This is a genomic window from Pseudomonas sp. TSRC2-2 (assembly GCF_049897785.1).
Taxonomy (GTDB): Bacteria; Pseudomonadota; Gammaproteobacteria; order Pseudomonadales; family Pseudomonadaceae; genus Aquipseudomonas.
Map to the genome: position 1 here is coordinate 199,309 of NZ_JAFCWZ010000013.1, position 12,826 is coordinate 212,134.

Here is a 12,826-nt window from a genome sequence, read left to right on the forward strand (position 1 = left end):
GCACCTCAGCTCCGGTTTCTCTCGCCTCATGTCCGCCATCACCACAGACCTGCCCGCCCTCGCCCAATCAATCAAGGAGTGGGGCCGCGAGCTGGGCTTTCAGCAAGTCGGCATCAGCGGCCTGCACCTCGCCGAGCACGAGCAGCACCTGGAGCGCTGGCTCGCGGCCGGCTACCACGGCGAAATGGACTACATGAGCGCCCATGGCAGCAAACGCTCGCACCCCGAGGAACTGGTGCCGGGCACTTTGCGGGTGGTCTCGCTGCGCATGGACTACCTGCCAGGCGATACCGAAATGGCCAAACGTCTGGCGCAACCGGAAAAAGTTTACGTGTCGCGTTATGCCTTGGGCCGCGATTACCACAAATTGATCCGTAAACGTGTGCAGCAATTGGCCGACAAAATTCAGGCCGAGATCGGCCCGTTCGGTTTCCGTGCTTTCGTCGACAGCGCCCCGGTGCTGGAAAAGGCCATCGCCGAACAGGCAGGGCTGGGCTGGATTGGCAAGAACACCCTGGTGCTGAATCGCAAGGCCGGGAGTTATTTCTTTCTAAGCGAGCTATTCGTCGACCTGCCGTTGCCGATGGACCAACCACACAGCATCGAACATTGCGGGCGCTGCACTGCGTGCCTGGATATCTGCCCGACCAATGCCTTCGTCGGCCCGTATGTGCTGGACGCGCGGCGCTGCATTTCCTATCTGACCATCGAACTGAAAACCGCCATCCCTGAAGAGCTGCGCCCGCTGATCGGCAATCGCGTGTTCGGCTGCGATGACTGCCAGATCGTCTGCCCGTGGAACCGTTTCGCCAAACCTTCACAGGAAGGCGATTTCAAGCCACGGCACAACCTCGACAACGCCGAACTGGCCGAGCTGTTTATGTGGGATGAAGACAAGTTCTTGAGCAGCACGGAAGGCTCGCCGTTGCGGCGCGCCGGTTATGAGCGCTGGTTGAGGAATCTGGCGGTGGGACTGGGTAATGCGCCTTCAACGATCCCGGTGCTAGAAGCCTTGAAGGCGCGCCGCGATTTTCCTTCAGATCTGGTGCAGGAACACGTCGAGTGGGCGCTCAGGCAACATGCCGAGCGTCAGGGCGCGTCGTTGTAAACGAACTTGGGCATTTCCCAGTGAAAACGGATCGCCAGCAGGCGTAGCAGAAACCCACCGAACAGCGTAATCAGAATCGCCTGCTCGCCTGGCACGTTCAGGTACAGACAAAGCATGTAGCACCATGCAGCGGCAAACGAGACGCTGGCATAGAGTTCGCGCCGAAAGATCAGCGGAATGTCGTTACAGAAAATGTCGCGCAGGATGCCGCCGAACACCCCGGTAATGACGCCGCTGACCGATGCCACCAGCATGCCGTGGCCCATCTCCAGAGCGGTCATGCAACCGATCAAAGTGAATGCCACCAGCCCTACCGCGTCGAGCACCAGAAACAGTGAGCGCAGATGGCGCATCCAGCGGGCCGTGAATACGGTGAACATCGCGGCCACCGACGTCAGCACCAGATACTCCGGGTGTTTGACCCAGGTCAGCGGGTAATGTCCGAGCAACACGTCGCGCACCGAACCGCCACCCAGCGCGGTGATGCAGGCGATCAGCACCACGCCAAACCAGTCCATGCCGCGTCGTCCGGCGGACAGTGCGCCGGTCATGGCTTCGGCGGTGATGGCGATGAGATAGAGCATCAGCAACATGATGGCAGCCCAGGCAGAAAGGCGCGCAGTCTAGCCACTTCAGCGCCGCACCAGAAGAGGGCGCCTCAGCAAACACAACTCCCTGTAGGAGCCGCCGAAGGCTGCGATCTTCTGATTCTGCTTTTTCAGATTCAAAACAGAGATCAAAAGATCGCAGCCTGCGGCAGCTCCTACACAGGGATCGCGTCAGAACTTGATGAAATGCTTGCGGTAGTGCTGCAGCTCGGCGATCGATTCGCGGATGTCATCCAGCGCCAGGTGCGTGCTGCCCTTCTTGAAGCTGTCGCGCACATCCGGAGCCCAGCGCGCGGCCAGTTCCTTGAGTGTGGAGACGTCGAGGTTGCGGTAGTGGAAGTAGCTTTCCAGCGCTTTCATGTGGGTATAAAGGAAGCGGCGATCCTGGCAGATGCTGTTGCCGCAGATCGGCGACTTGCCCTTCGGCACCCATTGTTCCAGGAAAGCGATGGTTTCGGCCTCGGCCTCGGCCATGCTGATGCGGCTTTCGCGTACACGCTGGGTCAGGCCGGAATTGCCGTGGGTGCGGGTGTTCCACTCATCCATGCGCGCCAGGACTTCGTCGCCGTGATGGATGGCGATCACCGGGCCTTCGGCCAATGTGTTGAGCTCACTGTCGGTGACGATGGTGGCCATTTCGATGATCACATCGTTGTCCGGGTCCAGACCGGTCATTTCCAGGTCGATCCAGATCAGGTTTTGCGGGTTTTGCATATTCGGGCTCCTAGGCAATGCTGCGCAGTTTAGCCTAGGCCGCTGGCCGGGCGTGCTAAACTCGCGGCCGTTTTACCTAATCGCTGCATTCTTCAGACGGAACACCCATGGCCAAACGCCAACTCAATCGTCGTCAAAACTGGCGCATCGAAAAGATTCAGGGCGAGCGCGCCGCCCGCGCCGCCAAACGCGAGTCCTCGGCGGTCGAGGCCCTAGAGGGCGGCGATCTTGGCCCTGAGCAACACGGCCTGGTCATCGCGCACTTCGGCGTGCAGGTTGAAGTCGAGGCCGCTGAAGGCGAACTCGCCGGGCAAGTGTTCCGCTGCCACCTGCGCGCCAACCTGCCGGCACTGGTAACCGGCGACAAAGTCGTCTGGCGCGCCGGCAACCAGGGCATCGGCGTGATCGTCGCGCAATTGCCGCGCAGCACCGAACTGTGCCGCCCCGACAGCCGCGGCCAGCTCAAACCGGTTGCCGCCAACGTCGACATGATCGTCATCGTCTTCGCCCCGCTGCCCGAGCCGCACGCCAACCTGATCGACCGCTACCTGGTCGCCGCCGAACACGCCGGCATCCGCCCTCTGCTGCTGCTGAACAAATTCGACCTGATCGACGAGCAGAACGCCCCGGCGCTGAACGCGCTGCTGGCGGTGTACCGCACGCTGGGTTATCCGGTGCTGGAAGTTTCCGCGCACCACGGCGACGGCATGGAGCAGTTGCAAAAGCAGCTCGACGGACGCATCAGCGTGTTCGTCGGCCAGTCCGGCGTTGGCAAGTCATCGCTGGTCAACAGCTTGCTGCCGGAAGTCGAAACTCGCGTCGGGCCGTTGTCCGAGCTGTCCGGCCAGGGCACGCACACCACGACCACCGCGCGCCTGTTCCACTTCCCGGGCGGCGGCGAACTGATCGACTCCCCGGGCATCCGCGAATTCGGTCTGGGCCACGTCAGCCGCGCCGACGTTGAAGCCGGTTTCATCGAGTTCGACGACCTGCTCGGCACCTGCCGCTTCCGCGACTGCAAGCACGACCGCGAACCAGGTTGCGCGCTGCTCAAGGCGCTCGAAGACGGGCGCATCCAGCAGCAACGCATGAACAGCTACCGCTCGATCATCGCCAGCCTGCCTGAAAACGGCTACTGACCGTCGCGCCGGCAGCACCTCGCCCGAGGGCTGCCGGATGTCAGACCGCGCCTGACAAATCCCCCATCCCGTTAAACGTCAGACCTTTCTGACAGGTCCGCCCACGCCTGCCTGCAGGACATTTCTCTTTCTCCACCCAGCCCTTGTAGGCTCGCGTCAGATGCCTAGATTGAGGTCCTCCTTCGCACCTTTGCGACCTTCGAGGTACCCCATGCAGACCTATCACCTGTTCATCAGCCATTCGTGGAACTACTCCCACGCCCACGACAACCTGGTGCGACTACTGGGCGCGCAACCGGATTTCACCTTCAAGAATTTTTCCGTGCCGCCGCACAACCCGATCATGGGCGCGCAAACCGACAAGCAACTGGAAGCAGCCATCGAAAACAAGATTCGCCCCTGTTCGGCAGTACTGATCATGGCCGGCATGTATTCGACGTACAGCAAGTGGATCAACAAGGAAATAGAGATCGCCCAGCGCATGGGCAAGGTGATCATCGCCGTCAAACCGTTTGGCGCCGAGCGCATTTCCACTGTGGTGCGTAATGCCGCGCACGCCGAATGCGCGTGGAGCACTAAAAGCATTGTCAGCGCCATTCGCCTGCATACGGCGGTGTAACCATGCGCAAGGGACTGTTTATCGGCATCAACCACTACGCCCATGTCGCCCCTTTGAGCGGCTGCAACAACGATGCAATGGCCATGGCATCCGTTCTCGAGCGCCACGCCAGCGGGCGCCCGAATTTCAGCAGTAAAGTGCTGACCTCGTCCGAGGAGAACCTGACGCTCAATGTCATGAAGCAACAGATCCAGAGCCTGTTTTCCGGCGACTGCGATGTAGCGCTGCTTTACTTCGCTGGCCACGGGCAGTTCGACACCAGCATCGACGAAGGGCTGCTGATTCCGCAGGACTTCAAACACGGTGGGGAAGGCATCCGCATCAGCGACATCCTGCTGTGGGCTGATCAGGCGTCGCAGATCAAAAACAAGATCATCATTCTCGATTGCTGCCAGGCCGGCGCAGCGGGGGCCATGCGTAATTTACGCGGCGGCAGCAGCGTGATCGGCGAAGGCATGACCATTCTCACTGCCTGCAAAAAAGAACAGTCAGCCCTTGAAAGTCGCGGCCACGGCGTGTTCACCGACCTGCTGTTACAGGCTCTGCACGGTGGCGCCGCCAATGTGCTCGGCAAGGTCACTCCGGGCAGCGTTTACTCGTTCGTCGACAACGCGCTGGGGGCCTGGGAGCAGCGCCCGGTGTTCAAGACCAACGTGTCGCAGTTCGTGCCATTGCGCGAAGTGGCTCCACTGATCGCCGAAGAAACCCTGCGCAAACTCAAGGACTGGTTCCCCGAGCCGAGCTTCGTCTTCAGGCTCGACCCAAGCTATGAGCCCACCGAGCCCTCATTCGAAGTCGACCACGGTGAAGTCTTCAAACAACTGCAAACCTGCAACCGCCATAGCCTGATCGAACCGGTGGACGCCGAGCACATGTACTACGCCGCCCTCAACTCGACCGGCTGCCGCCTCACCGCCCTTGGCGCCTACTACCGCGAACTCGCCATTAAAGGACACTTCTGATGCCTGTCTTCATCAGCTACCGCCACGTGGATCGTATGCAGGCCATGGCGATCAACAGTCGCCTGAAACAGGCCAACATCAAAACCTACCTGGATGTGCTCGACCCGGAATCGCAGACCACCGATGACATCACCGGCGTCATCACCCGCAATATCACCGAATGCACGCACTTGCTCGCGGTGGTGTCGGAGCGGACCGCGTCGTCGTGGTGGGTGCCGTTCGAGATTGGTGAGGCGACGATCAGCAACCGCCGGATCTGCTCGTTCAAGACCGGCCCTGCGGAATTGCCGTTGTACCTGGACAAGTGGCCGAAGCTGAGCACGGACAGTGATCTGAATTTCTTTATCGACGCGTATCGTGAAGAGGCGTCGAGCAAGCGCTCGATGACGCTGGATTCGAGTAACGAATCCTTCAGTGGCACCTATAAACGCAATGCCGAAATGTTCCACGAGCAACTGAAGAATCGTATCCGGCGCGGGTTCTGACAGATGTAAAAAAGCCGCGACACAATCGCGGCTTTTTACTTTCAAAGTCCGGGCGCGACTCTAGGTTTATGAATATTCCATCTTGTTTCGACCGACTAAGATCGGTCATCGATTGGTCGGTGACGGGGCGAACCATAGGCAAACAACCGGGTGAAGTAATCCGATTTATACGTCCAGGCACCGTCCTACATAAGTCAGGGAAACGTACTAATAAAAGTACTATTTTTTGAGAGAACCCTACCCCCGCCTGAAAAACCACCGCATGCTGATATGCTTTAACGCGTGGCTTTCCTCGCGCGACTGAGGTAATAACGTTTGATTCAGTATCCCGAAAAATGAGAAGCAAGGAAACTAACTCATTTAACAATACGAGCACGCGCTTGCGCAACAAACTCATCGGGCAACATCACGTTACTTAAAGAGAATTTTTGGTTCTGCTCTTTTAGATCAACAATAAGCGTTTTGAAAAATGGATTACGCCGCAATCGCACTGACTTTATATCTTCATTACGAATCAAGTCCTCACGCTTGTACCCCACAGCGTCGTCACGAAATACAAGGCCTTCGGGCACTATTGTAATACTGACTTTTTGGTCGCGTCTTGCGAACACTGAGATAACAAAAAAAATAATGCTCAGTAAAATCGACATCGCGAACGGCCACCCCGCCAAATAGGGTTCCAGCGGAAAAAGCGGAAAAAGCAAATGCAGCGTCACAGTCAAGATGAAGGTCGCAATCGCCCACAACATGACCCCTAGCCCAACACCTAAATTCCAGACAGCCTTCATTACTACTCCCGATTTATTACGCAGATCACAATATTTGGCTTCTCAACGGCTGCTCCGAATTCTAGTTACCAACCGTAAGCATCCCTTGCTTCCCGACTATTCAGTCAGTATTACCTGCAACTCCAAATCCGCTAGCCGTGTGGTTGGCCCGCAGGCTTTCAGCCGCTCAGTGACCACTTTTGGCCACAGATTTCGGGAACGGCGCTTAGCAACGCTGTAGGTAAACTCTTTAATCCGATCGGTGGGATAGAGCATGGGCTCGAAGATCAGTTTCGCCATATCGCTGCCGCTTAAATAATTCTTCCCCCCCGCGTCTTTTCTGGCTTGTTTGATGTCTGCCAGTGTTTGTTTGAAGCTGTCGCTCATTTTAAATCGGGCCGCGAGTTGGCTTTTTACAAAAGCATCAGACTCACTGTGATTACCGTGTTCATCAAAGTAAGGACCGTTGTTCATGTAGGAGCGGATGTACTCCCAAAAGCCTTTTTGCATCTCCAGGTTTTTACCGAAGGGTGACCCAAGGCTGACCATCAGGGCCGTTTGCGGTTCTTCAAATTTCCACATCCGGATTTCCAGCGAAGCGCTTTGCATAGCACCGATATGGGTGCCGACGAGTTGGAACTCGCTAGCTACAGCTGAGATGTCATCCCATGGTGCGTGGAATAGGTCACCGTCATGATCGAAATAGACTTCGCGGGTGCGGCGATTAAACAGAATGGGGAGCGGAAGCGGGCGCAGAGTTTCCCATAGGAAAGGAACCAAAAAAAGTGGAACGCATATAGAAAGCATGATGAAGATCCCTTCTAAATCACCACTCTGTATAAGGCTAATAAGTCCGAGCCCCAATCCGGTAACTGCCCCCATTCCACCAAACACCCCCGTCCACAGACCTCGATCCGAATCACCTCCTGATTGCAGCGCCAGGTAATACTCAGTGTGTTCATCGGTAATGAACAACTCCATTGGCTGCTCGCCCGTGGATTTATTAGCTTCAAGGATTACGGTGGATGAAGCACTGCCTTTTGGCTGATCCAGTTTGTTCATATCCATGCTCGTTCCATGATGGTGACCGCTGGTAACGTCAGTCCTTCTTGCGGGGAATAAACCAACTCGCCCTCGATTCGCATCAAGTCCCGCACGCCGTCCTCATGGTACACACGGCGATACGCAGTCGTGCCCTGTGATACAGGAATGCGGCTGCCGATATGCAGAGCAAAGTCGTTACCCGTCCATTCGACCTTTTTGGTTTTCTCTGGATGGCAACCAAGGGTATCGCCCCAGACTTCGATGCCCTTGAAATGAATCATTCGTTCAGTCAGCGATACATTTTCCCCGGGCAGTCTCAGCAACAGGTACGTGGATGTGGCTTGCCCTTGATATGGGTTCATTTCCGACAGCCGCCGAGCTTCAAAACTGATGGGGAAGAGAATCGGATACAACTTGTCCATGGACTGGGCATAGCTGCTCGACCAGGTCTCGTCCGGGCGGATGCCAAAACGACTGTGTTTTACCCACTGCTCCAAGGGCGTGTCTGTTGTGTAGAGTCGGGCCAAGACACCTGCGACAACTACTACAGTAAAGCCAAGTATTTTTATGGCGATATGCGGTGCAACATTCATCCCCGCTGCAATGGCTGACATCTCGCCGGCCAACACGGCCGCTTGGGCGGCACGGTAAATTCGGAAAAGCTGTACATGGAGCACAACGTTTGCCACCTCGGCACCGATAATTGTCAGATTCGCCACCATGGTGTCGAAATCGCCTTTTTGGTAAGCCTCAAAGGCTTCTATTCCGTAGAAAATGACGTCAAAAGCGAGTACGGCAACTTGAAATCCAGAAGCAATGGCTGCACGCCCCAACGCGTTGACCAAAAGCAGACGAGACGAAATTGAGGTGCTACCACTCTGTCGAACCGCCGAAGCCCAATTGACTTCAGCGACTCGCTGAACGATAGCAGCACCTGCCGCCGCCACCCCGAAACCTGCCCCGATTGCAACGAGGCCATTTTTGATCGTTTTTTTGTCGAGAAACGTACTTCCCGTCCAAACAAAATTCCCCCCCGCCACCAACGTCACCAAAACTTTCAGCGGCGCCTTAATCAACGCCCCCTTCAAATCAAACACACCACTCAACTCCCCCCCAGCCGCCAGATTCACCGGCAACGGCGCCAATTTGGTACTGGCCGGCACCAGATGCATGAACGGAATCCCCGCCGACACGCCACTGGCCAGCGACGCAACATTCAGATGCGCGGGCGATGTCTGCCGAGTGCCCATCAAGTCGCTGTACCACTCACCCAATTGACGCGACGTAACAGCCAACGTCTGAATGCGTTGATCGCTGCGGGCCAATGCTGCCGCCATGTACAGGCGCCCGGCGTTGCTGGCGGCATTGTCGGCTTGATGCAGTTGCAGCGCGGCGACGGGGGCGAGGGACAAGAACAATGCTTCGAGACTGGCTGCAGGGTTGTGTTGTTTGAGTTTGTCGGCGGCTTTGTTCAGCCCTTCGGCATGGGCAAAGGCTCTGGCCAGTTTGTCGGCGCTCTCTTGAACAGCCGCTTTGTTGTCGCGCGTCAGGTCGCCGAAGTCCACGATGTATTTGATTTCGCCAATGCTCAGCCGCGACGGTAGTCCGAGTAACGCCCAGAGCAGCCATGGCTTGCCGGCCTTGTCACCTTCCAGCTGGCGGGTGATGGCCTCAGCGCCAATGCTAGTGCTAGCCGGCCCGAGACAGGCTTCGGCGAAATGCAGCTCGAAGGCTTCTCGGGCAATCGCCTGGGTAATGTCGAAGTGGCCGCAAGCTGTGTTTATGCTCGACGGGCCGGTCGCTTGCAGGGTGTTGAACCATGCCACCCAGAGTTGAGCCAGATGCCGAACATCAGCGGTATATCGCTCGTTTTGTACCTCTTGATCCTTCCATGTCCGCTGGAGTTCGTCGTAGCGAGTAATGGACGGCAGTTGCGCATTCAACTGACGGTCGCTTTCGCTCAGGGACTTGAGAACACCGGCTATCGCCCATTCTTCGGCGTGATGCTCCTGATAGCTGTCGAACGCGGTTTTGCGTGCACGGATCAGTGCAGCGAGGTCAAACAGCACGCCCCACGGATCATCGATGACGGCAAAGGTCTGTTGCTCGCATGCCGACATCTGTCGCTGCATGTTCAACCAGTCAGGCGCGTGCTCCGTTTCAGGCTGAGCGCTCCAGCCGTACCGTGTTGCATCGACATATTCGCCGATCTGTTTGGCGATGGTTTCGACCGGGCCGCTGAACGGTGCCACGCCCGGGACAAGACTGCGCATGATGCGCTTACGCACGGCGGCATCGGTTTTGGCTGAAAGATATTGCGGCTCGCTCCAGCGCACGGGCGACCACACCAATGCGGCAAGATCACCGGCCCGCAACAGTAGATGCGGTTTGACCCGCGTGTCGATCACGGTGCCCGCGCGCGGGGTTTGGGTGAGCAATGCCTTTTCGACTTGATACTCCACCAGTTGGGCTGGCTTGCATTCCCAGACGTAAAGCCAGCCATCACGCAACAAACGGGCGGTGTAGTTGAGTGGATGTTCAGTCAGGTCAGGCTGGCGTGGCCCAAGCTCGGGGAATTGCCCAGCCAGCGCAGGCAAACCATGAGCATCGATGGCAACAGAGGCCGTCGGGCCAATTGCGTAACGCAATGGCAGAACGGCGGCGAACAGCGGGCAAGTGCCAAAGCGTTTCTTGTGGCCGGCGCTCATGGGTTTGTCTCCGGATTGGCCGGCAGACTGAGCGCCAGCAGCAGTGACTCAGACAAGGTTATTTGCGCGACCAGCGCTTTTTCCTCTGGTGCTGAATCGTATTCAGGATGCTGGTTTTCCCATGCGCAGACAGGCCCGTTTCCGTGCCTCAGCCAGACACTGTCGACACCAAACCAGAAGCCTTTCGGCCATTGCGCACTTGCCATCCAAGCGCGGGTCAGCGCCGGGCCGTCGGCCAGGCGCAACCAGAATTCTTGTTGTTGCTCGTCAACGATCCGTAAGCGGCGCTGCATAATCGACAGCAACTGCCGGGTGGTTTTAGACGTTGCCAGCCATACGCCGTGTTGCAGATCCGCGCCGCTCCACCACGCGGTATGGGTCGCACTGCCGATTGAGGCGTTAAGCAAAAACGGCCCGCAAGCGCTGATTGGCTCGTAAGCGGTGCGGTTGAGCAGCGACTGCGGGTGGTCAGAACCGTAGTGCTCGTGAAGCCAACCCGTGCCGTCCTTATATTGAGATCCGTCGATCAGGAGCAATCCCTTTTTCGGGCTATCTGACTTCATGCTTCAGCCCTCTCGGCGGCATCGCATACCGGACAAATGCCGGTATCCGCCTCACGAAAGACGATGGCTTGTTTGAGCAGGGCCTCCATTGGGATGGATTCAACGACAACATCCTCGGCTGCTGCCGCCAACGCCGTCTGCGCCGCCACACCGGCCAATGGCGCCCCGCCCTCGACGATGGCGACACTGCTGAAGATCCCGCCAGAATTGATGACTATGTGATGGCCACCAGCAGTCAGCGTCAGGCTCGTGCCGGCATCAATCACCACCTGGCTGGCCGTAACACGCGCATGCGGGCCGGCCTGAATCACCAGCGTGCCTTCCGCCGTGACGCTGCTGTTGCCGCTGATGCTGAGCAGGTCGTCGGTGCCGATCACGGTGTTGCGCGTACCGTCGGTGGTGTGTCGTTCGTCAGCCTTGATCAGGCTGGTGCTGTGGTTGTCGACTTGTTCGAAGCGGTCGTGACGGATCAGGCTGTGGCTGTCATTGAGGATCAGTTGCACGAAATCACGCTCGGCGCGCAGGTAGATTTTTTCCTGGCCGGCGCGGTCTTCGATCATCAGCTCGTTGTAGCCGCCGGTGTGCGGTGAACTGTGGCTGCGCAGCACGGTTCTGGTCTTGTGCTCGGGCAAGGCGTAGGGCGGGGACTTGACCTTGTTGGGCACGCACCCGGTGATCAACGGTTTGTCCGGGTCGCCCTCAAGAAAGGTCACCACCACTTCCATGCCAATGCGCGGCACGGTCACCGAACCGAAACCTTCCCCGGCCCAACTCGACGACACCCGAATCCAGCAACTGCTGCGTTCACTGCTGAGTTCGGCGCGGTCCCAATTGAACTCGCACTTAATGCGACCGAATTCATCACAATGCGTCTCTTCATGGACCGGCCCGGTGACCCGTGCGGTCTGGCTGACCAGCGGGCGGCGAAGTGCGGGCAACGGTGGGCGAAACACCACCTCGGCGGGTATCACGGTGAAAGTGTTGCGATAGCCTTGGGTGAAGCCATCGGCGGCTTGCGTGTCGCTGATGACTGACTCTTCAAGTACTTGCGGCTGGCGACCGAGGTGCCGAACGCTGAGCAATAACCACAGGTCGTTGCAGCTTTTGCGCGGGTGTCCGGTGAGTTCGAACAGATGGCCACAGCGCAGATTTGCCTGATCGCTTTGCCCTTCGCCCAATTCATAGTCGGCGCGATGGCGCTCCAGTGCCTGCCGAGCCATTCGCTTGCCGGACTTTTCATTCTCGATCAACAGCGGGTAGCGATAGTCCTCCAGCACCGGCGTGAACTCGGCGGTGAAGTGGCTTTCGAGCAGCAGACTTGGGCGCTCCAGGTCATAGTCGCGGCGGGTGACGGTGCTGGTGCGGGTGCTGGTTCGCACACTGAAGCGGCTGACCACCGAGTGCTCGGCGACCATGCCGGAGTCTTGTTGATAGGGCGTGGCACCGAGTGTGGGCAGGAACACCTGATCATCGGTGAACACCAACAGGTGCCCGTCCGCCGAGTGCTGGTGATGCCAGGCAATACCGTCCTCGGCGCATAACCTCTGGATGAATTCAAAATCTGATTCCGCGTACTGAGTGCAGTAATCACGAGGCGGGTTCGCAGTAACGTGAAAGGTGAATGCATCACCTTGAATGCCATGCTTCTTGAGCACCTGCGCAATGATCTGCGGCACCGTGTGCTGCTGAAAAATCCGCTGATCGTGGCTGAACTGCAAGTAATGCAGTGCTGGCACCAGTGTCAGGTGATAACGGGTCAGGCGTTTGCCGGCCTCACCGACCAGAACGTCTTCGATACGCCCATGAATGCCTTCGCCGTTGTGGCCAAACTGCAAAAATGCGGGCTGGCTGAGCAAACTCTCCAGATCGAAATCCGGGTGCTCGCTGACCAGTTCGACATGGATACCGTAGAGGGTGCTGATCGCTTCGGTGCCGCTGAAGGCCAGCACCTTGAAGTCGTGACGGATAGCAGGAATCTGCAACGCAAAATGCGCCGCATTGGCCGACCGGAACATACGCTTATCCTTAAGCAAAGAGGAAAAGAGCGCGATGTCCAAACCGTCCGTGGTTTGTGCTCGCGAAGACTGGCGGGCACGCTAACAAAGCAAA

12 protein-coding genes are annotated in these 12,826 nt (G+C 57.8%); 5 read left to right on the forward strand and 7 right to left on the reverse strand.

Going from position 1 to position 12,826, the window contains the following annotated elements:
- The first annotated feature begins 28 nt into the window (after positions 1 to 28).
- Entirely contained in the window at positions 29 to 1,108 is a 1,080-nt protein-coding gene (gene queG / locus ACP7D9_RS24910) for a tRNA epoxyqueuosine(34) reductase QueG (protein ID WP_426159900.1), read from the forward strand.
- Here the strand turns inward: queG and ACP7D9_RS24915 are convergent.
- Entirely contained in the window at positions 1,090 to 1,704 is a 615-nt protein-coding gene (locus ACP7D9_RS24915) for a trimeric intracellular cation channel family protein (protein WP_178081165.1), read from the reverse strand. The genes queG and ACP7D9_RS24915 overlap by 19 nt on opposite strands.
- 183 nt (positions 1,705 to 1,887) lie before the next feature.
- Positions 1,888 to 2,430 (reverse strand): oligoribonuclease, encoded by a 543-nt coding sequence (gene orn / locus ACP7D9_RS24920; RefSeq protein ID WP_426159901.1) that lies wholly within the window; start codon positions 2,428 to 2,430, stop codon positions 1,888 to 1,890.
- 107 nt (positions 2,431 to 2,537) lie between these two features.
- Here orn and rsgA point away from each other — a divergent pair, with 107 nt between their 5' ends.
- From rsgA to ACP7D9_RS24940, 4 genes are all read left to right on the forward strand, one after another.
- Positions 2,538 to 3,569 carry a small ribosomal subunit biogenesis GTPase RsgA gene (gene rsgA / locus ACP7D9_RS24925; RefSeq protein ID WP_101157757.1) on the forward strand — a complete coding sequence of 344 codons (1,032 nt, stop codon included), beginning with the start codon at positions 2,538 to 2,540 and terminating at the stop codon, positions 3,567 to 3,569.
- 211 nt (positions 3,570 to 3,780) lie between these two features.
- Entirely contained in the window at positions 3,781 to 4,188 is a 408-nt protein-coding gene (locus ACP7D9_RS24930) for a TIR domain-containing protein (RefSeq protein ID WP_101157759.1), read from the forward strand.
- 2 nt (positions 4,189 to 4,190) lie between these two features.
- On the forward strand, positions 4,191 to 5,150 hold the full coding sequence (locus ACP7D9_RS24935) for a caspase family protein (RefSeq protein WP_101157761.1): 960 nt from the start codon (positions 4,191 to 4,193) through the stop codon (positions 5,148 to 5,150).
- Complete coding sequence (locus ACP7D9_RS24940) at positions 5,150 to 5,635, forward strand: toll/interleukin-1 receptor domain-containing protein (protein ID WP_426159902.1); 486 nt, start codon at positions 5,150 to 5,152, stop codon at positions 5,633 to 5,635. The genes ACP7D9_RS24935 and ACP7D9_RS24940 overlap by 1 nt, the downstream gene beginning before the upstream one ends.
- A 356-nt stretch (positions 5,636 to 5,991) precedes the next feature.
- Here ACP7D9_RS24940 and ACP7D9_RS24945 read toward each other — a convergent pair whose 3' ends face one another.
- The 5 genes from ACP7D9_RS24945 to tssI all read right to left on the reverse strand — a co-directional run bounded on the left by ACP7D9_RS24945 (position 5,992) and on the right by tssI (position 12,732).
- On the reverse strand, positions 5,992 to 6,423 hold the full coding sequence (locus ACP7D9_RS24945) for a hypothetical protein (RefSeq protein WP_426159903.1): 432 nt from the start codon (positions 6,421 to 6,423) through the stop codon (positions 5,992 to 5,994).
- A 96-nt stretch (positions 6,424 to 6,519) separates the two neighbouring features.
- Positions 6,520 to 7,470 (reverse strand): hypothetical protein, encoded by a 951-nt coding sequence (locus tag ACP7D9_RS24950; RefSeq protein WP_426159904.1) that lies wholly within the window; start codon positions 7,468 to 7,470, stop codon positions 6,520 to 6,522.
- The gene (locus ACP7D9_RS24955) at positions 7,461 to 10,154 is read right to left on the reverse strand and encodes a toxin VasX (protein WP_426159905.1); all 2,694 of its coding nucleotides are present in this window, start codon (positions 10,152 to 10,154) and stop codon (positions 7,461 to 7,463) included. The genes ACP7D9_RS24950 and ACP7D9_RS24955 overlap by 10 nt, the downstream gene beginning before the upstream one ends.
- Entirely contained in the window at positions 10,151 to 10,717 is a 567-nt protein-coding gene (locus tag ACP7D9_RS24960; RefSeq protein WP_426159906.1) for a DUF4123 domain-containing protein, read from the reverse strand. The genes ACP7D9_RS24955 and ACP7D9_RS24960 overlap by 4 nt, the downstream gene beginning before the upstream one ends.
- Positions 10,714 to 12,732, reverse strand: a complete 2,019-nt coding sequence (gene tssI, locus ACP7D9_RS24965; protein ID WP_426159907.1) for a type VI secretion system tip protein TssI/VgrG — start codon at positions 12,730 to 12,732, stop codon at positions 10,714 to 10,716. The genes ACP7D9_RS24960 and tssI overlap by 4 nt, the downstream gene beginning before the upstream one ends.
- Positions 12,733 to 12,826: the final 94 nt, after the last annotated feature.

Bases quoted from the DNA above. Each gene is read 5' to 3' on its own strand.
- queG (WP_426159900.1), top strand. From the start codon at position 29: ATGTCCGCCATCACCACAGACCTGCCCGCCCTCGCCCAATCAATCAAG.
- orn (WP_426159901.1), bottom strand. From the start codon at position 2,430: ATGCAAAACCCGCAAAACCTGATCTGGATCGACCTGGAAATGACCGGT.
- rsgA (WP_101157757.1), top strand. From the start codon at position 2,538: ATGGCCAAACGCCAACTCAATCGTCGTCAAAACTGGCGCATCGAAAAG.
- ACP7D9_RS24930 (WP_101157759.1), top strand. From the start codon at position 3,781: ATGCAGACCTATCACCTGTTCATCAGCCATTCGTGGAACTACTCCCAC.
- ACP7D9_RS24935 (WP_101157761.1), top strand. From the start codon at position 4,191: ATGCGCAAGGGACTGTTTATCGGCATCAACCACTACGCCCATGTCGCC.
- ACP7D9_RS24940 (WP_426159902.1), top strand. From the start codon at position 5,150: ATGCCTGTCTTCATCAGCTACCGCCACGTGGATCGTATGCAGGCCATG.
- ACP7D9_RS24945 (WP_426159903.1), bottom strand. From the start codon at position 6,423: ATGAAGGCTGTCTGGAATTTAGGTGTTGGGCTAGGGGTCATGTTGTGG.
- ACP7D9_RS24950 (WP_426159904.1), bottom strand. From the start codon at position 7,470: ATGGATATGAACAAACTGGATCAGCCAAAAGGCAGTGCTTCATCCACC.
- ACP7D9_RS24955 (WP_426159905.1), bottom strand. From the start codon at position 10,154: ATGAGCGCCGGCCACAAGAAACGCTTTGGCACTTGCCCGCTGTTCGCC.
- ACP7D9_RS24960 (WP_426159906.1), bottom strand. From the start codon at position 10,717: ATGAAGTCAGATAGCCCGAAAAAGGGATTGCTCCTGATCGACGGATCT.
- tssI (WP_426159907.1), bottom strand. From the start codon at position 12,732: ATGTTCCGGTCGGCCAATGCGGCGCATTTTGCGTTGCAGATTCCTGCT.